Raw genomic sequence first — 21,606 nt, forward strand, 5'->3', positions numbered from 1 at the left:
ACAGGAATTAAAAATCGAACTGCGCCGACACCTTGAAGGTGCGGCTGGCGCCCGGGTACAGGTAGCCGTCGGACTCCGGCGTCACATCGCGCCAGTAGAACTTGTCGGCTACGTTGTTGACGGCGGCGCGCAGCACGGCGCGCGTGCCGGCGATGCGCGTGGCGTAAGCGGCGCCCAGGTTGAACACGTGGTATGACGGCACGAAGGTCGTGTTGTTGTACTCAAACGCTTTCTTGCCCGCATATTCCCAGCTGCCGTTCACGCTCAAGCCCGCCACCTGTTGCACGGCGTAGTCCGCATGCACTGCCGCCTTGAAGGCGGGCACGTTGGGCACGCGCTTGCCGTCGAGGTCCGCATTGCCCGTGCCTGACTGCTGGCTGTTCAGGGCCGTCACGGAAGCGCCCAGGCTCAGGCTGGACGATGCCTTGCCCTGGGCCGACAATTCCAGGCCCCGGTGCTGGGCCTGGCCTTCGCGCACGAAGTAGCCGGCCGTGTTCTGGAATTCCAGGCCCTTGCGGATCTGGAACAGGCTGGCCGCCAGCATGAAGTCCGGCGTCACATCCATCTTGGCGCCCAATTCGATCTGCTTCGAGCGGCTCGGCGACAGCTCTTCGTTGGCATTCATCGCCTTGCGGTCGGCCGTGCCGCCATGTTCCATGCCCTGCGAATAGGCCGCATACACGGACACATTGTCGAGCGGAGTGTAGACGAGCGAGACGTTCGGCAGCAGGAAATCGTGCTTGGCGCGGATTTCCGTGTCGGCCTTCAGCACGTACTGGTAGCCGTCGACATTGATATGGCGCAAGCCGCCATGCAGTTTCCAGTTCGGCGCCAGGCTGACGATATCCTGCACGAAGACGGAGTTTTCCGTATCCTTGCGCACCAGGCGCACGGGACCCGTGACGCCGGGCGACGTGCCGACGATCTGCGGCTGGTAGATATTGCTCACGCCCACCCAGTCGTACACGTACAGGCCGGCGCGGTCCTTGCGGCGGAAGGTCGAGACGCCGGCCGTGAAGTCATGGCGTAGCGAGCCGGTGGCGAACTTGCCCTGGATCATGGCTTGCGCGCTCAGCGGCTTTTTCGTCTCGCCCAGGCTGCGGTAGTCATACACGTCGTAATCGCCATTGCCGCAGAAGCCGGGGTACAGGTCTTGTCCGCTGCAGCCATACGGGAAGGCCGTGTAGTCGTCGCGCTTGAACGAGTGCTGGTTGGCCGACAGGGTGGCATGCCAGTCGTCATTGAAGGTGTACTGGAAGCGCAGGCCGATATTGCTCGTGATCGTTTCCACGGGGCGCGTCCACGGCTGCAGGTTGAGCATGGCGTCGGCGCTGATGCCGGTCGGTAAGGTTTTATTGTTCAGCAGCTGGAAGCCGGGCGCCGTGGCCTGCGCCTTGTCCTGGTAGTCGGCGTCCAGTTGCAGCAGGGCTTGCGGCGAAATCTGCCAGTCGAAGGCGCCGGAAATGAATTTGCGGTTGCCGTCCGCGCCCTTGATGTAGGAGCGCAGGCGTTCGGCCGCCACGTTGACCCGGTAGCCGAAGCGCGTGTCTTCCAGGCGTCCGCCCAGGTCGACGGCGCCGTACAAGGTGCCCCGTTCGCGCGTTTCCACGGTCACCGTGCGCAGCGGCGCGGCGGTGGGGCGCTTGACGATGAAGTCGATCACGCCGCCCGGCGCGGCCACGCCCGCCTGCAAGCCGGCCAGGCCTTTCAGCACTTCAATGCGTTCCTTGTTTTCCAGCGGAATTTGCGTGTCGCCAGGAATGGCCACGCCATCTTTGCGGTAGCTGGAATTGTTGTCGAGCTTGAAGCCGCGGATCGTAAACTGTTCCGCATAACCGACGGCGTTGTAGGCATCGTTGATGCTGGCGTCGAGCTTGACGGCATCGCTGAGATTGCGGATTTGCAAGTCCTGCATGTCTTTTTGCGAAATGACGGTGACGGACGCGGGCGTCTGCAGCAGCGGCGCGTCGGAAAAGCCACCCACGGAGGCGCGCTTGGCGGCCGGCGCCTTGCTGGCCGTGACGACGACTTCGGCCATGCTTTGCGCCTGCGGGTCGGCGGCTTCGGTGGTGTCATTCGCGGCGAAGGCCGGCGCGGCAAACGCGTGCAGGATGGCCAGTGTCAGGACGGAAACAGATAAATTCGGTGTGGACATAGATTGCTCGTGGTTCAAGCCGGCTCTGGGAAAGAGCACGGCAGGCTGCTTGTTCGGCTGGCGCCAACGCAGGAGCTATCAAAGGAGGGAGGTACTTTGCGCTTTCCTTCGCTGGCATTATCCAGATCAGGTACGAAGGGTATCTCTCACCCGGATGACTGCTCCAGGACCCCTAGCGAACTGACAGCTTAGCATGAAGCACGGCCGGCTGTCCCCCTGGCCGACCGTTTTACAACAGTGTCGACGAAATCTACAGACTCAGTTCCAGCACCTTGCGGCTGACGGCCGGCGTCACTTCGCGCTGTTCGCCCAGTGCCGTCATGCCGTGCGCTTCCAGGGCGGACACGACGGCGTCCACGCTGGCATGGTTCAGGCCGTAATCGGCCAGGCGCGTCTTGACGCCCATGTGGCGGAAGAAGAATTCCGTGCGCGCGATGGCCGCCTCGATGCGGCCGTCTTCGTCGCCGCCATCGAGGCCCCACACGCGGGCCGCATATTGCAGCAGCTTGGCGCGCTTGGCCTGCTTGCGCACGCGCAACATGCTGGGCAGGATGATGGCCAGCGTCTGCGCATGATCGAGCTCGTACAGGGCCGTCAATTCGTGGCCGATGGCATGCGTGGACCAGTCCTGCGGCACGCCCACGCCGATCAGGCCGTTCAAGGCCAGGGTGGCGCTCCACATCACGTTGGCGCGCACGTCGTAGTCGTCCGGGTGCGACAGGGCTTTCGGGCCTTCCTCGATCAGGGTCAATAAAATGCCTTCGGCGAAGCGGTCTTGCACGGACGCGTTCACGGGGTAGGTCAGATACTGCTCCATCACATGCGCAAACGCATCGACGACGCCATTGCCCACCTGGCGCAGCGGCAAGGTGAACGTCTTCGACGGATCCAGCACGGAAAATTTAGGATACACCTTGCGGCTCATGAACGAGCGCTTTTCCTGCGTGGCCTTGCGCGTGATCACGGCCGAGCCATTCATTTCGGAACCCGTGGCCGGTAACGTCAAAACGGTGCCGAAGGGCAGGGCGGCCTCGACGATCTTGCCGCCTTTCGCCAGGATGTCCCACGCCTCGCCCTCGTGCAGGGCGGCGGCGGCGATGAACTTGGTGCCATCGACCACGGAGCCGCCGCCGACGGCCAGCAGGAAATCGATGCGCTCGCTTTTCACCATGGCCACGGCCTGCATCAGGGTTTCATAGCTGGGATTGGGTTCGATGCCGGCAAATTCCAGCACCGTGTGGCCGGCCAGCGCCGCCCTGACTTCATCGTAGACGCCGTTCTGCTTGATGCTGCCGCCGCCGTAGGTCATCAGGACCCGCGCCTGCGGCGGGATCAGGCCGGCGATGGCGGCGATCTGGCCCTGGCCGAAGAGGATTTGCGTCGGATTGTAAAAGTCGAAATTGAACATGGGGCTCCCGCTGCCGAGGTGTAGGCTGTTGCTGAGCCATGATTATGGCCGAACGGGTGGAATCGTGTCGTGGACGCTTGAGCTTTTCGCCCGCGCGGTGGAGAATGCAGCCGATGTCACCACCACGCGAAAAGGAATGCGCATGACCACCGTCCCACTGGAAGAATCCGGCTTGCCGGCCACCGCGCTCGACATGCACCGCGCCATCGGCGCCACCATCGCCGCGCTGCAGGCGCTGGACTTGAACAGCCAGCGCTTCGAGGCGTGCACCGACCCCGAACTGCGCCGCGTGCTGGCGCATGCGGGCGACACCAGCCGCAAGGAAGCGGCCATGCTGCTCGAATGGATGCGCCGCCGCGATGCGCGCCTGGATACGGCCATGAAGGAAGCGCTGTTCAAGGCGGGGCCGATTGTTGCCCAGTATCACTATGACGAGAAAATATTGTAACTATTGGTTTGTTGTTGTGGCGTACCATGCGCCACATAGCCTTTGCTTCGCGTAGACTGTGCCCCGAACACGATTTTGGGGGAGTTTGCAGAAATGAAATCATTACCATACCGAGAAGGCAGCTGGTTTGCCGTGCCCCTGCCGGGCGGCGGTTATGCCGTCGGCGTGGTGGCGCGCAGGGCGCCTGCCGGGCGCATCATGCTGGCGTATATGTTCGGGCCGAAGCGCGACACTTTGCCCACACTGGAAGAGCTGGAAGGCTTGCGGCCGGAACAGGCCGTGCGCCGCCTGCGCACGGGCGACATGGCCCTGCTCAACGAGCGCTGGCCCCTGCTGGGCGACAGCCTCCACTGGGAGCGCGATGCCTGGCCCATGCCGGCCTTTATCCGCCGCAATGAATCCCTGCAGCGCGCCTGGCGCGCCAGCTATGCGGACGCCGATCCTGCCAAGCTGAACCGCGAGGAATCGATCCCCTTCGATACGCCGGGCATGGAAAGCGATTCCCTGTACGGCTACGGGGCGACGGAATTGCTGATGAATAAATTGCTGACGCCGGAGCAGGCGCCGGTTTGAACAGCAGGGAACGGCACGCCCGTGCCGTTCGTTTCCGCCGCTTAGGCCGCTTAAGCCGCCGGCAAGCTGATCTGAAACGCCAGGCCGCCGCCTTCGCGGTTGCGCACCTGTAATTCGGCGCCGTGGCGCAGCAGCACGCGGTCGACGATGGCCAGGCCCAGGCCTGCGCCATTTGCCTGCCCGCGCGCCGTGTCGAGGCGGGTGAACGGCTTCATCAGCTGCTCGATCTTTTCCGCCGGCACGCCCGTGCCGTGGTCCTGTACTTCGATGATGACCTTTTTCGCGCCGTGGCTGGTGCGCACGTGGCAGGCGATGTCGATTTCCGTCACGTCGCTGCCCGGCGTCTTGCCATAGCGGCGCGCATTCTCAATCAGGTTGTTCAGCACGCGGCGCAAGTCGGTGGGGTTGCCCATCGCATGCGCGCCGTCGGCGATGCTGGCGTTGAGCTTCACATCCGGCAGGCGCATCGCTTCGCGCGTCATGTCGTGGAGCAAACCGCTCAGGTCGACATCGGTAAAGCTCGACGCTTCCGTCGGCTTGGCGTAGTCGAGGAACTGGCCGATGATGGCGTCCATCTGCCCGATATCGGACTGGATGCCTTCGCGCGCCTCGTCCGACAGGTTGGCCATTTCCACTTCCAGCTGCATGCGCGCCAGCGGCGTGCGCAAGTCGTGCGAAATGCCGGCCAAAATCACGGCGCGGTCCGATTCCACCTGTTTGAGATCATCGACCATCTGGTTGAAGCTGCGGTTCGCCTCGATGATTTCGATCGGGCCCTTTTCCGGCAGCGGCGCCGGCTGCTTGCCCTTGGCGATGTCGCGCGCGGCCGCCGTCAGGCGCGACAGCGGCAGATTGATCAGGCTGGAAATGATGGCCGCGCCCAGCAGGGACAGCAGCGATACCAGGCTGGCCCAGCCCAGCCACTGGAAGCCCGTCAGGCCGCGCAGGCGCTCGCGGTCCAGCATCAGCCAGTACTCGTCGTCGTCGATCTTGAAGCTGACCCAGAAACCGGCCACGCCGTTGACGCGCGCGGAAAAGCGCGTGTCCTTGCCCAGCTTGGCCTTTACCAGCGCCTCGATCTCGGGCATCAGGTAATTGTCGGGCGGCGGCTCGATGCGGTCGTCCTCTTCCAGCGAGAAGATGCGGATGCCTTCGTTGCTGACGAGGTCGAACAGCAGTTCGCGGCGCAGCTCGGGCGCCGAGTGCGTCAGGGCCGCATGCGTGATGGTGACGACGGAAATGATCTGGGCGGAAATCTGCTGCGCCTGCGGTTCGCGCTGGATGACGGAAATCATGCCGATCCAGGTGATCATGCTGACCGTGGTCAAGGTGCCGAGCAGCAAAAAGGTGCGCCAGAACAGGCCGCTTTTCAGCCGCGCCAGGCTGATATCGGGAACAAGCTTCATCATGCCTCGCCAGCGATCAGCGCGGCTGTCCGTCCGGGATGAAGACGTAGCCAAGGCCCCACACGGTCTGGATGAACAGCGGGCTCGACGGATCGGGTTCGATCAGTTTACGCAGGCGCGAAATCTGCACGTCCAGGCTGCGGTCGAACACTTCGTATTCGCGTCCGCGCGCCAGTTCCATCAGTTTCTCGCGCGACAGCGGCTGGCGCGCATGGCGGGCAAACACTTTCAGCACGGAAAATTCGCCCGTGGTCAGCGGCACCGTTTCGCCATTCTTTTTCAAGGTGCGCGTACCCAGGTCCAGCACGAAGTCGCCGAATTCGAAGGTTTGCGGCGTTTCCGACGGCGCGCCCGGGATTTCATCGGGACCCTTGCGGCGCAGCACGGCACCGATGCGGGCCACCAGCTCGCGCGGGTTGAACGGCTTCGGCAGGTAGTCGTCGGCACCCATTTCCAGGCCCACGATGCGGTCCACGTCCTCGCCTTTGGCCGTCAGCATGATGATCGGCGTCTGGTCGCCCGCGCCGCGCAGGCGGCGGCAGATCGACAGGCCGTCTTCGCCCGGCAGCATCAGGTCGAGCACCAGCAGGTCGTAGCGTTCGCGCAGCCACAGCTTGTTCATGGCCGTCGCGCTCTCTGCCGTGAAGACATTGAAACCCTGTTCGGTCAGGTAGCGCCGCAGCAGGTCGCGCAGGCGCACATCGTCATCGACCACCATGATCTTTGCCTGGTGGCCGTGGATCGATTGCGTTGTTGTATTGCTGCCGGTAGTGGAGGTTGTGGTCATTTAGGGTGTCGTGTTATCTTATATTAGTTGCTATAGTAACGCCTCGCGCGGCGTCGGCAAGGGGCTGTGGCGACCCATTACAAAGTGTTACAAACTTTACCCAATTACTCTTACTGCACCGTGTAAAGCATCATACACTGGGGCCACAGTGGAAATCAGCTTTAAGTTTATACGGCATTGCGGAAGAGGAACTCAATGAATATCTTTACTAAAAAAATTCACGCCGCTCCCAGCGCAGCTATCGCCGCACGTACGACTGTGCTGTCCGCATTTGCCGTTTGTTCCGTGTTGGCCGCCAGCCTGGCGCTGGCGCAAAACCAGCCGCCGCCACGCCGTGACGACCAGCAGCAAATGCAGGCCCAGCGGTACGAACAGGTACAGCGCAGCAATAGCAATGATACGCGACTGCGCGAACAGCGTGACGCACGCAGTTTCGACACGCGCGCCGAAGAGCAGCGCCGTGCCAACGAAGGCGCCGACGCTTCGCGCCGCACGGGCCGCATGACGCCCGACGAGCGCCGCGACCTGCGCCGCCAGATCAACGAAGTGGGCCAGGACATCTATTCGAATCCGCCGCGCCGCTAGGCATCGCACACCTCATCCGACAGGGCCATCTCGCAAGACATGGCCCTGTCTGCATTTTGCCCTCAACATTGTTGTCCAGCCAGGCACAGCGCCACGCCCCGTGATATTGTTATAGTGCAATAAGACAATTCTCTGAATCTGTTGCTGGGGGAGGCAAGTGGTGAGCGACGACGACACGCCCGTTCCTGATGCGGCGCCCGCAGGCAGCCTGCCGCATGGCCTCGTCCAGCGCGGCGAGGGCGTGTGTCTCGACCTGTCGCTGGCGCCGGCGCAGTTGCGCGCCGCCGTCGACCAGCTGTTCCAGTCGGGGCAGCTGCTGGCCGGACTCGATTACGGTTTGTTCCTGCTGACCCTGTTCCATGCCCCCACGCCCCGCGCCGCGCCCAAGGGCGACGCCTTGCTGCGCATCGCCGCCCGCGTGGCGCCATTCCCGCCCCAGCGCCGCGCGCTGTATAAACAGGTCAAGATCCGCGGCGACAGCGCCGAGTTTTACTTTGAAGCATTGCTTCCTGACGCGGATGGCCAGGTGCCGGCGCGCCGCGAATTCGACGAGCTGGTGGCCGACCTGTGGGGCAAGGGCGTACGCTACGGCATCGATAGCGCGGCCGTGCGCGCCATGCTCGGCAGCGGCAAGGCCGAGCGCATCACGGTGGCGCGGGCGCTGGCGCCGCAGCCGGGGCGCGACGCCCAGCTGGTCGAGGTATCGCAAGGCATCCACCGCGACGATGCGCCGCGCGAACGTCCCGATGGCCGGCTCGACCTGCTCAGCTTCAAGAACCGCTTTCCGCAAGTGAAAAAACATGCGCGCCTGCTGCGTTTGCTGCCATCGTTCCCCGGCTTGCCCGGCTACGACCTGGCCGGCACGGCGCTGCCGCCGCCCGCGCCGCTGGAACTGGACCTGGCGGCGGTGGCCGGCGTGGGCACGGCGGTCGAGCGCTTCAGCGATGGCGATTTCGTCGTGGCCACGCAGGATGGCTACGTGAATGTCGATGAGCACGGCAAGATTTCCATCGAAAACAAGATCGTCAGCCGCGAAGGCGTCAGCAGCCGCACCACGGGCAACCTCAAGCTGCGCGCCGCCTACGAGGAATATGGCGAAGTGCAGGAGCAGCGCCAGCTCGACGGCAGCGACATCACCATCCATGGCGATGTGTACGGCCATCTGCACTCGCATGGCGGATTAATATGGCTACAGCGCAATCTGGTGGGCGGCACGGCGTTCAACGAGCATGGCGACGTGCGCGTCGAGGGCGTCGCTTCCGGTTCCGTGCTGCAGGCGCTCAGCGGCGAAGTGCACGTGAAGCGCGCGGAAAGCTGCGTCATCGCCGGCACGCGCGTGGTGATCGACAGCGCCAGCAATTGCGAAATTATCGCCGACGAGGTCGTCATCGAACTGGCCGAAGGCTGCGCCGTGGCGGCGCGCACCATCCGCATCGGCAGCGCCGGCCCGCGCAAGCAGGTGGAGATGTTGCTGTTCCCGCTGGTGCCCGACTTGAGCGCCCTGGAGCAAAAGATGGCGGAAAGCCTGGCGAAGGCCGCGCAACACCAGCAGATGCGGCACAAGCGCCAGCAGGAAATCGACGCCATCGCGCAATTGCCCGAGGTGCGCAACTATCTGACCCTGGCGGGCCAGCTGCGGCGCGGCGAATTGCAGCTGCAGCCGGCGCAACAGCTGCAATACGACAAGCTGGCCACGCGCATCGCCCCCGTCCTGAAAGAGGTGGCGCGGCTGCGCGTGGAAGTCAAACAGTCGGAAATCCTGCACGCGCAGATGCTGGCCCTGGTGGAACAATTGCGCCAGGAGCGGCAGGCGACGGCTGGCCAGTCGCGCTGCACCCTGGGCCTGGTCGATGGTGAGACGACGGTACGCGCCCTGGTCGTGCCGCCCGGACCGGCCAAGGTCTACGACCGGCCGCCGAAGGAGATCAAGGCCTTGCTGCGCAGCGCCACGCCGGCCACGCAGCCCGTGTTTGCGGACAGCACGGGCAGCCTGGACTGGACGTATGCGCCGCTGCCCTAGCGTTTAATCCGTGACTTTGCCGCGCGACTGCTTGAGGACGCTGTGCGTGCTCTTGCTGTCGAGGCGGCGCCGCTGCGAGCTGCGCGTGGGCTTGGTGGCGCGGCGCACGGCGGGCAGGAAGGTCACGCTGTCGATGATTTCCTGCAAGCGCCGCAAGGCTTCTTCCTTGTTCTGCTCCTGGCTGCGCGACTGCTGCGCCTTGAGGACCAGCACGCCATCCTTGCTGATGCGGCTGTCGCGCAGGGCCAGCAGCCGTTCCTTGTACGCTTCCGGCAGCGACGAGGCGGCGATGGGAAAGCGCAAATGGATGGCGCTGGACACCTTGTTGACGTTTTGCCCGCCCGGGCCCTGGGCGCGGATGGCGGAAAATTCAACTTCAGCGGGATTGACGAGGTGTTGCATGGCCTGCCTGTGGAGAAACGATGTGGGTATTGTAAGGGAAGTTGGCTGCGCCGGCGCAAGGCCGGGACGGCCAGCCAATGATGCCTTCCTGGAAAGTTGATGTTTCTCAACGCCGCCTGTGGCGATGCTGGTTAGCATGGGGCCAACGTTGCGCCACTGCGCATCCTGGCAGCGCTTACCGGATGAAAGGAACACCATGCAGCCGACGACCACGCCTGGCGCCGCAACCGCGCAATGCCTGACGCAGTACTTGAGCTTTCGGCTGGGCGGCCTGGAATACGGCCTCGACTACCGCTGCGTGCGGGAATTGCGTCCGCTCAAGGAGCTCGACCGCTTTTCCTCGGAAGGGGAAGTGCTGCACAGCGTGGCCGTCTCGCGCGGCGTGATCATCCCCATCGTCGACATGCGCGCCGCGTTCGGCAGCGCCCACGGCGCGCCCGACCCGGCCACCGACGTGATCATCCTGCAGCTGAGCAATGGCGTGATGGGCATGGTGGTCGACGGCGTCACCGACATCGTCAGCCTGGCGCCCGGCGACATCGCCGCCGTGCCCGGCCTGGGCGAGGCGGAGGCCGACTATCTGCTGGGCCTGGGCACGGTGGCGGGCCGCCGCCTGATTCTCGTCGACATCGACCGCCTGATGGCCATCCGCAGCCCCAGTCCCATGCAGGTAGCCTGAAAAAAAAGACGACCCGGAGGTCGTCTTTTGTCGCTGCTTGATTAAGCGAGTTTTTCCAGCTGATCCTGCAGATCGAGCCATTCCGCTTCCAGCTGCGCCAGGTCCTTGGTGAAGAAGGTCTGGTCGGCCAGCAATTGCTTCAGCTTGGCCTTGTTGGCGGCGTCATAGATGGTCGGCTCGCCCAGCTTGGCATCGGTTTCCGCCTTTTGCGCGTTGCGCTTGGCGATCTGCTCTTCCTGACGCTTGATCTTGTTCTCGATCGGCTTGCGCAGGGCGGCCGTTTTCTGGCGTTCCTCCGCTTCCTTGCGCTTGTCGCGCACGGGCGCGGCAGGGGCGGCGGCCGGCGCAGGGACGGACGACGTTACCGGGAAATCGGTCTTGTTGGCCTTGCCGGCGGCCGGCAGCACATCGGTACCCTTGCCCAGCTTGGTCTTGAAGAGCCAGTCCTTGTAGTCGTCCAGGTCGCCGTCGAACGGCTGCAGCTTGCCGTCGGCGACGATGATGAATTCGTCGGTGGTGGCGCGCAGCAAATGGCGATCATGGGATACGACGACCAGGGTGCCTTCGAACTGCGCCAGGGCTTCCGTCAGCGCTTCGCGCGTTTCCAGGTCCAGATGGTTGGTCGGCTCATCGAGCAGCAGCAGGTTCGGGCGCTGCCAGACGATCAGGGCCAGCGCCAGGCGGGCTTTTTCGCCGCCCGAGAACGGCGCGATCGAGCTGGTGACCATGTTGCCGGGGAAGTTGAAGCCGCCCAGGAAGTTGCGCAATTCCTGCTCGCGCGTGGTCGGGGCGATCTTCGACAGATGCCACAGCGGCGATTCGTCGTGGCGCAGCATTTCCACCTGGTGCTGGGCGAAGTAGCCGATGTTCAGGCCCTTGCCCAGGGTGGCGTCGCCCGTCAACGGCATCAGTTCGCCGGCGATGGTCTTGATCAGGGTCGATTTGCCGGCGCCGTTCTGGCCCAGCAGGCCGATGCGCTGGCCGATCTGCAGCGAAAACTTGATGCCGTTGACGATGGTTTTATGCGTGATTTCGCCCGTCGCCTCGTTTTCGATCTTGTAGCCCGCGTCGACGTCTTCCATCACCAGCAGCGGGTTCGGTGCGCTCAAAGGCTCGCGGAATTCGAACGAGAATTCGGCGGCGGCGCGCAAGGGCGCCAGTTCTTCCATCTTCGCCAGCGCCTTCATGCGGCTTTGCGCCTGGCGGGCCTTCGAGGCTTGCGCCTTGAAGCGGTTTACGAAGGATTCCAGATGGGCACGCTTGCGCTGCTGCTTTTCCAGCGCGCCGGCGGCCAGGATCATCTGCGCCGCGCGCTGACGCTCGAAGCTCGAGTAGTTGCCCGAATAGCGTTTCAGCTTGCGCTCGTCGATATGCACGACCACGTTGACCACTTCGTCGAGGAAGTCGCGGTCATGGGAGATGATCAGCAAGGTGCCGGCGTAGCGCTTGAGCCAGTCTTCCAGCCAGATGATGGCGTCCAGGTCCAAGTGGTTGGTCGGTTCATCGAGCAGCAGCAGGTCGGACGGGCACATCAGCGCTTGCGCCAGGTTCAAGCGCATGCGCCAGCCGCCGGAAAAACTCGCCACCGGCTGCTGCATCTGGTCCAGGGTAAAGCCCAGGCCCAGCAGCAATTGCTCGCCGCGCGACTGCACGGTGTAGGCGTCGGCATCGGCCAGCGCGCTGTAGATCTCGCCGATGGCGATGCCGTTTTCCGACGTGGCCGGCTCCGATTCCAGGCGCGCCAGTTCCGCTTCCAGCTTGCGCAAGGTGACGTCGCCGTCGATCGCGTAGTCGAGTGCGGCACGGTCCAGCGGCGGCGTTTCCTGCGCCACGTAAGCCACGCGCCATTTGGCCGGGAAATCGATCTCGCCCTGGTCAGGGTGCAGTTCGCCGCGCATCATGGCGAACAGGCTCGATTTGCCCGCGCCATTGGCGCCGATCAGGCCGATCTTGTCGCCCGGATTGAGGGTGACGTCGACTTGTTCGAGCAACGGTTTGATGCCGCGCATCAGGCTTACTTGTAGGAAACGTATCATTTTTTTCTTTGTGAAGGCTGGGCTTTACCCCTCGCCGTAAAATTCAGGCATGTCGGAATACGCTACGCTAATCCGACCTACCAAGTCGATCAAACCAGCTTGAGCTGCTCGGCCGTCAGCAGGAATACCATGTCGTCGCCGGCGCTCGTCGTCAGCCAGGTCAGGCCCAGCTCGCCGAAGGCCGCTTCCGCGTAGGCGCGTTCGTTGCCGATTTCAATCATCAGGATGCCGTCGTCCGTCAGGCGCTCGGCTGCGCCGGCGATGATCTTGCGCACCAGGTCCATGCCGTCGCTGCCGCCGTCGAGGGCGATCTGCGGTTCGGCCAGGTATTCCTGGGGCAGGGCGCCCATCGACGCGGAATTCACGTACGGCGGGTTGCTGATGATCAAATCGTATTTCTTGGCCGGCACGTTCGTGTACAGGTCCGATTCGATCAGGTGCACGCGGTCTTGCAATTTGTACGTGTCGACGTTGCGCTTGGCCACGGCCAGGGCATCGGCGGAAATGTCCACGGCGTCGACGCTGGCGTTCGGGAAGGCATCGGCCATCATGATGGACAGGCAGCCCGAACCGGTGCACAGTTCCAGGATGTTTTCCACGGCTTCCGGTTCCGCCACCCATGGCGAGAAGTATTCAGGGATCAGCTCGGCGATGAAGGAGCGGGGCACGATCACGCGCTCGTCGACGTAGAAGTTATACGTGCCCAGCCAGCCTTCCTTGGTGATGTAGGCGGCCGGCACGCGGTCGATGCTGCGGCGGTCGATGACCGTCATCACGCTGGCCACTTCCGACGGCAGCAATTTGGCGTCGAGAAACGGTTCCAGCTTGTCGAGCGGCAACTTCAAGGTGTGCAGGATCAGATAGGCCGCTTCGTCGAACGCTTCGGCGCTGCCGTGGCCGAAAAACAGCTTGGCGGTGTTGAAACGGGTGACGGCGTAGCGCAGCAGGTCGCGTGGCGTGGAAAACGGGTTCGGGGTCATGGCATTCTCGAAAAGACGGTGTTCTGGCCCGCCGTGACGGGCCTCGGTATTCTGGTTCAGACGGGCAGCAAATGCTCCAGCGTGCGCCGGTAAATATTCTTCAGGGGATCGATGTGGCGCAGTTCGATGTGCTCGTCGATCTTGTGAATACTGGCATTGGGCGGCCCGAATTCTATCACTTGGGGGCAGATTTGCGCGATAAACCGGCCATCCGAGGTACCGCCCGTGGTCGACAGCTCCGTCGTGAGGCCCGTTTCTTCCAGGATGGCCGACGACAGCGCATCGGAGAGGGTGCCGCGCGGCGTGAGGAAGGGCAGGCCGCTCAGGGTCCATTGTAAATCGTATTGCAAGTCATGCTTGTCGAGGATGGCGTGCACTCTTTCCTGCAGGCTTTCCGCCGTGCTGGCCGTGGAAAAGCGGAAGTTAAAATCGATCACCATGTCGCCCGGAATCACGTTATTGGCGCCCGTGCCCGCGTTGATGTTCGACATTTGCCACGAGGTCGGCAGGTAATACTCGTTGCCGGCGTCCCATTTCTCTTCGACCAGGTCGGCCAGCGCCTGCGCCGCCTCGTGGATCGGGTTTTTCGCCAGGTGCGGGTAGGCGATATGGCCTTGCACGCCCTTGATCGTCAGGCGGCCCGACAGGGAGCCGCGGCGGCCGTTCTTGATCATGTCGCCCAGCTGCGAGCTCGAGGTCGGCTCGCCGACCAGGCAATAGTCGATCTGCTCGCCGCGCGCCTTCAGTTGCTCGCAGACGATGACGGTGCCGTCCGTGGCCGGGCCTTCCTCGTCGCTGGTGATCAAAAAAGCGATGGAACCCGTGTGCCCGGGCGTGGCGGCGATGAATTCCTCGCAAGCGACCACCATGGCGGCGATCGACGTCTTCATGTCGGCCGCGCCACGGCCGTACAGCTTGCCGTCGCGGTGCGTGGGAATGAAGGGCAGCGAGCGCCATTGCTCGACGGGGCCGGTCGGCACCACGTCCGTATGGCCGGCAAAGACGAATACGGGCGAGGTGGTGCCGCGGCGTGCCCACAGGTTGGTGACGTCGTTCGACTGGATCGTCTCGCAGACAAAGCCCAGCGGCGTGAGGAGGTCGATCAGGTGCTGCTGGCAGCCTTTGTCGTCGGGCGTGACCGAGGATAGGGCGATCAGTTTTTCGGTCAGGGCGAGGGTTTTGGAGGTGGTCATGGTGTGGAGCGGGGTCGTACCCTTGGGACTCGGCGTCCCCGTACGACCCCAGCCTTGCTGGTGTCGGGTTTAAACTGAAAAAATGTTCTTGTACTGGGCATCGGAAAACGCCACGCTGAACTGGCCATCCTTGTCCAGCACGGGGCGCTTGATGATGGATGGGTTTTCCAGCATCAGTTCCAGGGCGCTGGCGGCGTCGACGGTGGCGGCTTTGCGCTCGTCGGACAGGGCGCGCCAGGTCGTGCCTTTCTTGTTGACCAGCACATCCCACGGCAATTGCCCGAGCCACGCTTCCACTGTGGCGCGTTCCAGGCCCTGCTTCTTGAAGTCGTGGAAGGTGAAATCGAGTTGCTGCGCGGCCAGCCAGGTGCGGGCCTTTTTGACGGTATCGCAGTTGGGGATACCGTAGAGTGTAATGGTCGTCATGGGTAGGGCTAAGGGGAATGAATGCGGTTCGCTTGATCGCGGCGCTTGCGCCAGGCCAAAATGCGATGGTAGCCGCCATTATACAGTTGATGCGTAGTCGATGCGGCAGTGCAACACGGTTGCATGTTACGGGCAGGTTCAGGGCCAGGCGCTGCGAATGCCCAGTTGCGTCGCCACCTGGCCGAAGTCCGGATGGAGCGAGGGCGACGGCCAGCGAACTACCCAGATAGCAGGTGCCGAATCGGGTCGCCGCCTGCGGGTGGGGATCGTCGAAGCGGTAGGTATTCGCCCTGCCGAAGTACGGTTCACCCGTGGCATGGCCGGAAACCCGGTACAAGGTGGCGGGATCGCAGCGCACCGTTTGCAGCGATGCGGGCAGTTGCGGCAAGCGGGGCAGGCGCAAGGTTGCCACGGGGGCGCCGCTATTCGTCGGCGTAGGCGCGGGCGGCCGCCATTACGGCGTCGAGTTTTCCTTTTGCCAAGGCTTGCAGCGGCGACTTGCCGCCCAGCGACAGGCGCGGGATGGTAAAAAAGTCCCATTTGGCGGCGCCGGGCAAGTCACCGAGAATTTTGCTGATTTTTTCCAGGGTGTGGCGGTCGTGGCGGGGATCGGCGAAAAATGCGGGGTAAACATATTCGCCGGAGGCGCCGCGCAAGGCGAACAGGCGCCTGGCTTTCATTGCCGCACTGATTGCCTGCGGCGTGACTGCCAGCCGGGCGCGCAATTCGGGGCCGGATAGCAAGCTGTGCGAGGCCACGTCTTTTTCACGCTGCTGCCGTTCCTGCTCTTCCAGGCCGCGCATGAATTGCCGGGTGCTGACGTGGCCTGCCTGAATGTCGAGGACGGAAGCCAGGTTCAGTTCGCGCTCGGCCACGATATCGAGATCGCGCCGCATTTGCGCCAGCAGCGCGGGCCGGTCGTCGTGCGGTACGGCGTCCAGCAGCGATGCATAGGCTTCCTGGAAGGTGTCTTGCGCAATATTGAAGCGCAAGCCGGTGGCGCTGGCAGCCAGCGTATCCGCCAACTGCCTGGCCAGCGAGGGGGCGGCTGGAGCCTGCGCGGCTTCGGGGGCTGCCTCATCAATTGTGCCGGTGTCGCCATTGCTGGCAGGGCGACGTGTGTTTGATGTGTTTGACATGGCCAACTCCTTGCAATGCATGTTTCAGCATAGGACACGAAGTCAAACAAAGCAAACAAAGCAAGTAAATTAAATCTCAACGCGTTGATGCAGCACAAACCTTGAGTGCGGCGGCCTACACGGGCCGTGGCGCCGCCTTGCCCGGTTCGGCAGGACCAAAATGCAGGCCCAGCCGCAAGGCCAGGGCGCGCAGGGCGCCGCTTTCCTGCAGGTGCAGGGCCAGCGCGATGTGGCCGTCGGGGCGTACGAGGTAGGCAGCGTCGCGGCCCAGGCCGGCCAGCTTGGCGGCCACGTTATAGGTGTAGCAATGCACGGGCAGTTTCAGCACGCGCGCCTCGTCGAGCAGCTCGGGCGCCGGCTCGCCATAGATGTGCAATTGCCAATCCATGCTGCGCAGGGCGATAAAATTGTCTTGCGTGCCGTCCGAGAACCAGGGCAGGCGGTCGCCGCCGCGCAGGTATTCCGCATGGCCGGCGGAGAGGGCGCTGTCTTCATAGCTGATCTCGATTTGCGATACGGTCTTGAACAGCAAGCGGCGCGCCCGCGCGAAGCCGGACAGGAAGGGCAGCGCGTGCGGCACCAGCCAGCGCCGCAGGAATTGCCCGGCGATGCCTTGCGCGACGATGGCCTGGAAGGCGCGGTCGGTTGTGGCGACGAGCTTGCGGGCAAACACGATGCGCTCGCTTTCATAGGTGTCGAGCAGGGCATCGTTGCTCTGGTCGTGCAGCTTTTGCGCCAGTTTCCAGGCCAGGTTGACGGCGTCGCCCAGGCCCGTGTTCATGCCCTGGCCGCCCACGGGGCTGTGCAAGTGGGCCGCGTCGCCGAGGATGAAGCAGCGCCGGGCGCGGAATTGGGCCGCTACCCGGTGATGCACTTTATAGGTGGAAAACCAGTTCACGTGTTCGACGTGGATGCCCAGCAAGGCTTGCACCTGTTCCCGCACGTCGTCGAAGACGGGCGCCGGCGCGCCGTCGGAACGGTCGGGCAGGATGCCGATCAGGCGCTGCATGCCGCTGGTGCGCACGGGCAGCATCAGCGCGAAAGAGTTCGCGCCCAGGTGGGCGTGCAAATCCGTGTTGTTGCCGGCCACTTGCGCGTCGGCCACGTAGTACAGGTGGTCGTAGGTGCCGCCCGAGAACGCGAAGCCGGCGATCTCGCGTACCTTGCTGCGGGCGCCGTCGCAGCCGCAGATATAGTCAAACGTGCAATATTGGCGTTCGCCATTGTGGAGCAGGATGGCTTGCACTTCGCTATCGTCCTGCGTCCACAGGTCCAGCGTGACGTTCCATTCCACGTGCACGCCGGCCGCCGCCAGCTTGCTGATCAGAAAGCGTTCATGCTCGTCCTGGGGTAGGCTCAGCACGAAAGGATAGGGGCTCAGGCCTTCGCCGATCTCGCCCAGCGCCAGTTTTACCAGCTCTTCGCCCCCTTCGTGGATGTGCATGGCATTGATCTTGATGCCCAGGCTGACCAGCTCGTCCGCAAAGCCCAGCTGCTGGTAAAACTCCAGGGTGCGCGCATGCACGGCCATGGCCCGCGACGCCTGCCCGGGGCCGCTGTTTTTATCGATGATGCGGCAATCGACGCCATGGCGCGCCAGGCGCAAGGCAAGCATGAGGCCGGTAGGACCGGCGCCGACGATCAAGACGGGAGGAGTATTCATGCCATCCAGTATAGGACAGGATGGAACAGGACAGCGGGACGATTGAAGTTGCTAGTCGGAAATGAAAATGTCCCGCCGGAGCGGGACATTCAGGGTGCTGCGTGCGCCTTGCGGCGCAGTCATCAGATACCGCGCAGCAACTCGTTGATGCCCGTCTTGGCGCGGGTTTTTGCATCGACGCGCTTGACGATCACGGCGCAGTACAGCGAGTACTTGCCGTCTTCCGAAGGCAGGTTGCCTGAGACCACGACGGAGCCGGCTGGCACGCGGCCGTAGGTCACTTCGCCCGTGGCACGGTCGTAGATCTTGGTCGACTGGCCGATGTACACGCCCATCGAGATGACGGAATTTTCTTCGACGATGACGCCTTCGACGATTTCCGAACGGGCGCCGATGAAGCAATTGTCTTCGATGATGGTCGGGTTCGCTTGCATCGGTTCCAGCACGCCGCCGATGCCGACGCCGCCGGACAGGTGGACGTTCTTGCCGATCTGCGCGCAGGAACCGACGGTGGCCCAGGTGTCGACCATGGCGCCTTCATCGACGTAGGCGCCGATGTTGACGTAGGACGGCATCAGCACGACGTTCTTGGCGATGAAGCTGCCACGGCGGGCGACGGCAGGCGGCACCACGCGGAAACCGCCCTTGGCGAAGTCTTCGGCCGTGTAGTTGGCGAACTTGGTCGGCACCTTGTCGTAGAACTGCATCGTGCCATCCGATGGCAGGACGACGTTGTCTTCCAGGCGGAACGACAGCAGCACGGCTTTCTTGACCCACTGGTTGACGACCCAGTCGCCCGAGGTTTTTTCCGCCACGCGGATGCTGCCGTTGTCCAGGCCATTGATGACGTGGGAGACGGCGTCGCGCAGTTCGGCCGTGCCGTTGCGCGGATTGATCTCGGCGCGGTTTTCCCAGGCCTGGTCGATGATGGTTTGCAGTTGTTGGCTCATGATGATGTCTTGTTCATTTAGTTGGTTGATGCGGATGCGGAAAGCTGCTGGCAGAATTTTACTATGCGCAAGGCCGCTTCCAGCCCTTCGGCCGTTTCGGCCACCAGGGCCATGCGGATGCGGTTGCGGCCCGGATTGATGCCGTGCGCGTCGCGCGCCAGGTAGCTGCCAGGCAATACCGTGACATTATATTCGGCGTACAGGCGTTGCGCGAATTCTGTGTCGGACAGTCCCGTGCGGCTGACGTCGGCCCACAGGTAGAAGCCGGCGTCCGGCAATTGCACGTCCATCACCGATTGCAGCAGCGGCGTGATGGCGTCGAACTTGGCGCGGTACTTGGCGCGATTTTCCTCGACGTGGGTTTCGTCGTTCCAGGCCGCGACGGAGGCCGCCTGCACGGCGGGGCTCATGGCGCCGCCGTGGTAGGTTCGGTAGAGCAGGAATTTTTTCAGTACTTCCGCGTCGCCGGCGACGAAGCCCGAGCGCATGCCCGGCACGTTCGAGCGCTTCGACAGGCTGGAAAACACCACCAGGCGCGCATACGGGCGCTCGATGGTGGACAGGCCCAGCATGTGCGCCGCCTGCAGCGCGCCCAGCGGGGGCGTGTCGCCGTGGTAGATCTCGGAATAGCACTCGTCGGCGGCGATGACGAAGTCATAGCGCTCGGACAGGGCGAACAGGTGTTCCCAGTCCGTCAGGGTGAGCACGGCGCCCGTCGGGTTGCCCGGTGAACACAGGAACAGCAGCTTGACCTTTTCCCACACGCTGGCCGGTACGCTGTCGTAATCGCAGCCGAAATTGCGCGCCGGGTCGGAGTTGACGAAATACGGTTCGGCGCCGGCCAGGTAGGCCGCGCCTTCATAGATCTGGTAGAACGGATTCGGGCTGATCATGAGCGAACCGGCCGACGGATCGATCACCGTTTGCGCCAGCGCAAACAGCGCTTCGCGCGAACCGTTCACGGGCAGGATTTGCGTGGCAGGATTGAGCTTGGGGATGCCGTAGCGGCGCTCCAGCCAGCCGGCAATCGCGCTGCGCAAGGCTTCCGAACCGATGGTGGTCGGATAGCTGGCCAGGCCGTGGATATTGTCGACCAGCGCCTGCTCGATGAAGGCTGGCGTCGGGTGCTTGGGTTCGCCCATGCCCAGGCTGATGGGCGCATACTCGGGATTGACCGTCACGCCGGCAAACAGCTGGCGCAGCTTTTCGAATGGATATGGTTGCAGTTTAGCAAGAAGTGGATTCACGGAACGGACCAGGGCAAGAGTGGAAAGACGATGTTGCTGAGCGATGTAGCTTAGTAGTGTTGCTTAGTCATGGCTGAACGATTGCTTGGCGCGGCAGACTTGATGCCGGTCAAATAATAGGCTGCGCCGTTCATTATAGCCGTCCTCGCGGGGCCGCTGTGCAAGCCGCGTCAGCTTGACCGCTGCCCGCCTGCTCCGGGCAGGCCGCAGCGGGGAGTGCCGCGCCATGGCGCGGCAAGGTAAAATACGGCATGCCTATCTTACTTCCCACCTTGCTTGCCATTGAAACTTCGTCCGAACTCGCCTCCTGCGCCTTGTTGCGCGGCGATGTCGTCCTGTCCCGTGCCTCGTCGGGCGTGCGCACCCATTCCCAGTCGATCTTGCCCATGGTGCAGGAATTGCTGGCGGAAGCGGGCGTGACCCTGGCCGACGTGGATGCCATCGCCTACGGCTCCGGCCCCGGCTCGTTTACGGGCGTGCGCACGGCCTGCGGCATCGCGCAAGGCCTGGCCTATGGCGCCAAGCTGCCCGTCGTGCCCGTCGTCACGCTCGACGCGATGGCCCTCGCATGCCACCAGCAGCATGGCGCACAGCACATCGTGACCGTGCTCGACGCCCGCATGGGCGAAGTGTACTGGGCGCAATATGATTACCAGGATGGCTTGCGGATCGTTTCGCCACCGGCCCTGAGCGCGCCGAGCGGCGTGGCGCCGCAAGGCGACGTGGCCGGCTGCGGCAACGGTTTTAGCGCCTATGCCGAGGCGCTGGCTGCGTTGCCGTGCACCGCCACGGCCGATGCCGTCATCATGCCGCACGCCGTGCAGGTGGCGCAGCTGGCGCGCATCGCCTTTGCGGCCGGCCGGTGCGTGACGGCGGCCGAGGCGCAGCCTTTGTATTTGCGCAACAAGATCGCGTATACCAGTGCCGAGCGCCTCGACATGCAGGCCGCCAAGGCCGCTGCGGAGTCGGCACAATGATTGAGACGGGCAAGGACAGCGCGGCCGGCTGGGACTTGCTGCGCCTCGACTATCAGCCGATGCGTGAGGCGGACCTGTTGGAGGTGCTGGCGCTGGAGCAGCGCGTGTACCCGCATCCCTGGACGCACGGCAACTTCGTCGATTCCCTCAACAGCGGCTACCCGGCCTGGGTGCTGCGCGACGTGGATGGCACCTTGCTCGGCTACTTCTTGCTGATGCTGGTCGTCGATGAGGCGCACTTGCTGAACGTGGCCGTCGAGGGCGCCATCCAGGGGCAGGGGCTGGGCCGCTTCCTGCTGAACCAGTCCTGCGCCTGCGCGCGCCAGCTGGGCATGGAATCGATGCTGCTGGAAGTGCGCCCGTCGAATACGCGCGCGCTCGATATTTACCAGCGCTATGGATTTGAACAGATAGGCCGCCGCAAGGGATATTATCCGGCGGCCAATTCGCAACGTGAGGACGCCATCGTCATGCGTTATACCTTATGAGCCGCAGCGCCGTTTTCCTCGATGAAATGGGTGTCGGCCCCCTG

Annotated in this window: 20 protein-coding genes and 1 riboswitch; of the genes, 7 read left to right on the forward strand and 13 right to left on the reverse strand. The window is 63.6% G+C overall.

Annotation, left to right across the window (positions count from 1 at the left end; translation table 11 throughout):
- Positions 1-7 precede the first annotated feature (7 nt).
- Both AC0V2Y_RS11655 and AC0V2Y_RS11660 read right to left on the reverse strand, forming a co-directional pair.
- Entirely contained in the window at positions 8-2,155 is a 2,148-nt protein-coding gene (locus AC0V2Y_RS11655; protein ID WP_475415237.1) for a TonB-dependent siderophore receptor, read from the reverse strand.
- Positions 2,156-2,241: 86 nt separating this feature from the next.
- Positions 2,242-2,339, reverse strand: a riboswitch (TPP riboswitch).
- A 66-nt stretch (positions 2,340-2,405) separates the two neighbouring features.
- On the reverse strand, positions 2,406-3,563 hold the full coding sequence (locus AC0V2Y_RS11660) for an iron-containing alcohol dehydrogenase (RefSeq protein ID WP_475415238.1): 1,158 nt from the start codon (positions 3,561-3,563) through the stop codon (positions 2,406-2,408).
- A gap of 142 nt (positions 3,564-3,705) precedes the next feature.
- On the opposite strand from AC0V2Y_RS11660, the gene AC0V2Y_RS11665 reads away from it, so the two are divergent.
- Both AC0V2Y_RS11665 and AC0V2Y_RS11670 read left to right on the forward strand, forming a co-directional pair.
- Positions 3,706-4,011 carry a ferritin family protein gene (locus AC0V2Y_RS11665; protein WP_034750230.1) on the forward strand — a complete coding sequence of 102 codons (306 nt, stop codon included), beginning with the start codon at positions 3,706-3,708 and terminating at the stop codon, positions 4,009-4,011.
- A gap of 93 nt (positions 4,012-4,104) precedes the next feature.
- Positions 4,105-4,584: an Imm26 family immunity protein gene (locus AC0V2Y_RS11670; protein ID WP_475415239.1), complete on the forward strand. Its 480-nt coding sequence runs from the start codon at positions 4,105-4,107 to the stop codon at positions 4,582-4,584.
- 50 nt (positions 4,585-4,634) lie between these two features.
- Here the strand turns inward: AC0V2Y_RS11670 and AC0V2Y_RS11675 are convergent, their stop codons facing one another.
- Together AC0V2Y_RS11675 and ompR are read right to left on the reverse strand one after the other, a co-directional pair.
- Complete coding sequence (locus AC0V2Y_RS11675) at positions 4,635-5,993, reverse strand: sensor histidine kinase (protein ID WP_475415240.1); 1,359 nt, start codon at positions 5,991-5,993, stop codon at positions 4,635-4,637.
- A gap of 13 nt (positions 5,994-6,006) precedes the next feature.
- On the reverse strand, positions 6,007-6,708 hold the full coding sequence (ompR, locus tag AC0V2Y_RS11680; RefSeq protein WP_223278807.1) for an osmolarity response regulator transcription factor OmpR: 702 nt from the start codon (positions 6,706-6,708) through the stop codon (positions 6,007-6,009).
- Positions 6,709-6,972: 264 nt separating this feature from the next.
- Between ompR and AC0V2Y_RS11685 the strand changes: the two genes are divergently transcribed.
- Positions 6,973-7,362, forward strand: coding sequence for a hypothetical protein (locus tag AC0V2Y_RS11685; protein WP_475415241.1), 390 nt, complete (start codon positions 6,973-6,975; stop codon positions 7,360-7,362).
- A 160-nt stretch (positions 7,363-7,522) separates the two neighbouring features.
- A complete protein-coding gene (locus tag AC0V2Y_RS11690) occupies positions 7,523-9,382 on the forward strand; it encodes a flagellar assembly protein A (RefSeq protein WP_475415242.1) in 1,860 nt (619 codons plus the stop codon).
- A gap of 3 nt (positions 9,383-9,385) precedes the next feature.
- Here the strand turns inward: AC0V2Y_RS11690 and arfB are convergent, their stop codons facing one another.
- Positions 9,386-9,784, reverse strand: a complete 399-nt coding sequence (arfB, locus tag AC0V2Y_RS11695) for an alternative ribosome rescue aminoacyl-tRNA hydrolase ArfB (protein WP_034749850.1) — start codon at positions 9,782-9,784, stop codon at positions 9,386-9,388.
- A gap of 196 nt (positions 9,785-9,980) precedes the next feature.
- Here arfB and AC0V2Y_RS11700 point away from each other — a divergent pair, with 196 nt between their 5' ends.
- Positions 9,981-10,463: a chemotaxis protein CheW gene (locus AC0V2Y_RS11700; RefSeq protein WP_475415243.1), complete on the forward strand. Its 483-nt coding sequence runs from the start codon at positions 9,981-9,983 to the stop codon at positions 10,461-10,463.
- 41 nt (positions 10,464-10,504) lie between these two features.
- On the opposite strand, the gene AC0V2Y_RS11705 is transcribed toward AC0V2Y_RS11700, so the two are convergent.
- The 8 genes from AC0V2Y_RS11705 to dapC form a co-directional block, all read right to left on the reverse strand.
- Positions 10,505-12,499 carry an ATP-binding cassette domain-containing protein gene (locus AC0V2Y_RS11705; RefSeq protein ID WP_475415244.1) on the reverse strand — a complete coding sequence of 665 codons (1,995 nt, stop codon included), beginning with the start codon at positions 12,497-12,499 and terminating at the stop codon, positions 10,505-10,507.
- A gap of 89 nt (positions 12,500-12,588) precedes the next feature.
- Positions 12,589-13,479 carry a 50S ribosomal protein L3 N(5)-glutamine methyltransferase gene (prmB, locus tag AC0V2Y_RS11710; RefSeq protein ID WP_475415245.1) on the reverse strand — a complete coding sequence of 297 codons (891 nt, stop codon included), beginning with the start codon at positions 13,477-13,479 and terminating at the stop codon, positions 12,589-12,591.
- A 56-nt stretch (positions 13,480-13,535) separates the two neighbouring features.
- On the reverse strand, positions 13,536-14,672 hold the full coding sequence (dapE, locus tag AC0V2Y_RS11715) for a succinyl-diaminopimelate desuccinylase (protein ID WP_475415246.1): 1,137 nt from the start codon (positions 14,670-14,672) through the stop codon (positions 13,536-13,538).
- A 69-nt stretch (positions 14,673-14,741) separates the two neighbouring features.
- Complete coding sequence (locus AC0V2Y_RS11720) at positions 14,742-15,098, reverse strand: ArsC family reductase (protein WP_475415247.1); 357 nt, start codon at positions 15,096-15,098, stop codon at positions 14,742-14,744.
- Positions 15,099-15,520: 422 nt separating this feature from the next.
- Entirely contained in the window at positions 15,521-16,237 is a 717-nt protein-coding gene (locus AC0V2Y_RS11725) for a hypothetical protein (protein WP_475415248.1), read from the reverse strand.
- A gap of 115 nt (positions 16,238-16,352) precedes the next feature.
- Positions 16,353-17,900 carry an FAD-dependent oxidoreductase gene (locus AC0V2Y_RS11730; protein WP_475415249.1) on the reverse strand — a complete coding sequence of 516 codons (1,548 nt, stop codon included), beginning with the start codon at positions 17,898-17,900 and terminating at the stop codon, positions 16,353-16,355.
- A gap of 122 nt (positions 17,901-18,022) precedes the next feature.
- Positions 18,023-18,850, reverse strand: coding sequence for a 2,3,4,5-tetrahydropyridine-2,6-dicarboxylate N-succinyltransferase (gene dapD / locus AC0V2Y_RS11735; protein WP_070223998.1), 828 nt, complete (start codon positions 18,848-18,850; stop codon positions 18,023-18,025).
- 17 nt (positions 18,851-18,867) lie between these two features.
- Positions 18,868-20,097: a succinyldiaminopimelate transaminase gene (gene dapC / locus AC0V2Y_RS11740; RefSeq protein WP_475415250.1), complete on the reverse strand. Its 1,230-nt coding sequence runs from the start codon at positions 20,095-20,097 to the stop codon at positions 18,868-18,870.
- Between the two features lie 251 nt (positions 20,098-20,348).
- Between dapC and tsaB the strand changes: the two genes are divergently transcribed.
- Both tsaB and rimI read left to right on the forward strand, forming a co-directional pair.
- Positions 20,349-21,074 (forward strand): tRNA (adenosine(37)-N6)-threonylcarbamoyltransferase complex dimerization subunit type 1 TsaB, encoded by a 726-nt coding sequence (gene tsaB / locus AC0V2Y_RS11745; RefSeq protein WP_475415251.1) that lies wholly within the window; start codon positions 20,349-20,351, stop codon positions 21,072-21,074.
- Positions 21,071-21,562 carry a ribosomal protein S18-alanine N-acetyltransferase gene (rimI, locus tag AC0V2Y_RS11750; protein ID WP_475415252.1) on the forward strand — a complete coding sequence of 164 codons (492 nt, stop codon included), beginning with the start codon at positions 21,071-21,073 and terminating at the stop codon, positions 21,560-21,562. Before tsaB ends, rimI begins: the two co-directional genes overlap by 4 nt.
- Positions 21,563-21,606: the final 44 nt, after the last annotated feature.

It is taken from the genome of Janthinobacterium sp. BHSEK (assembly GCF_056174685.1).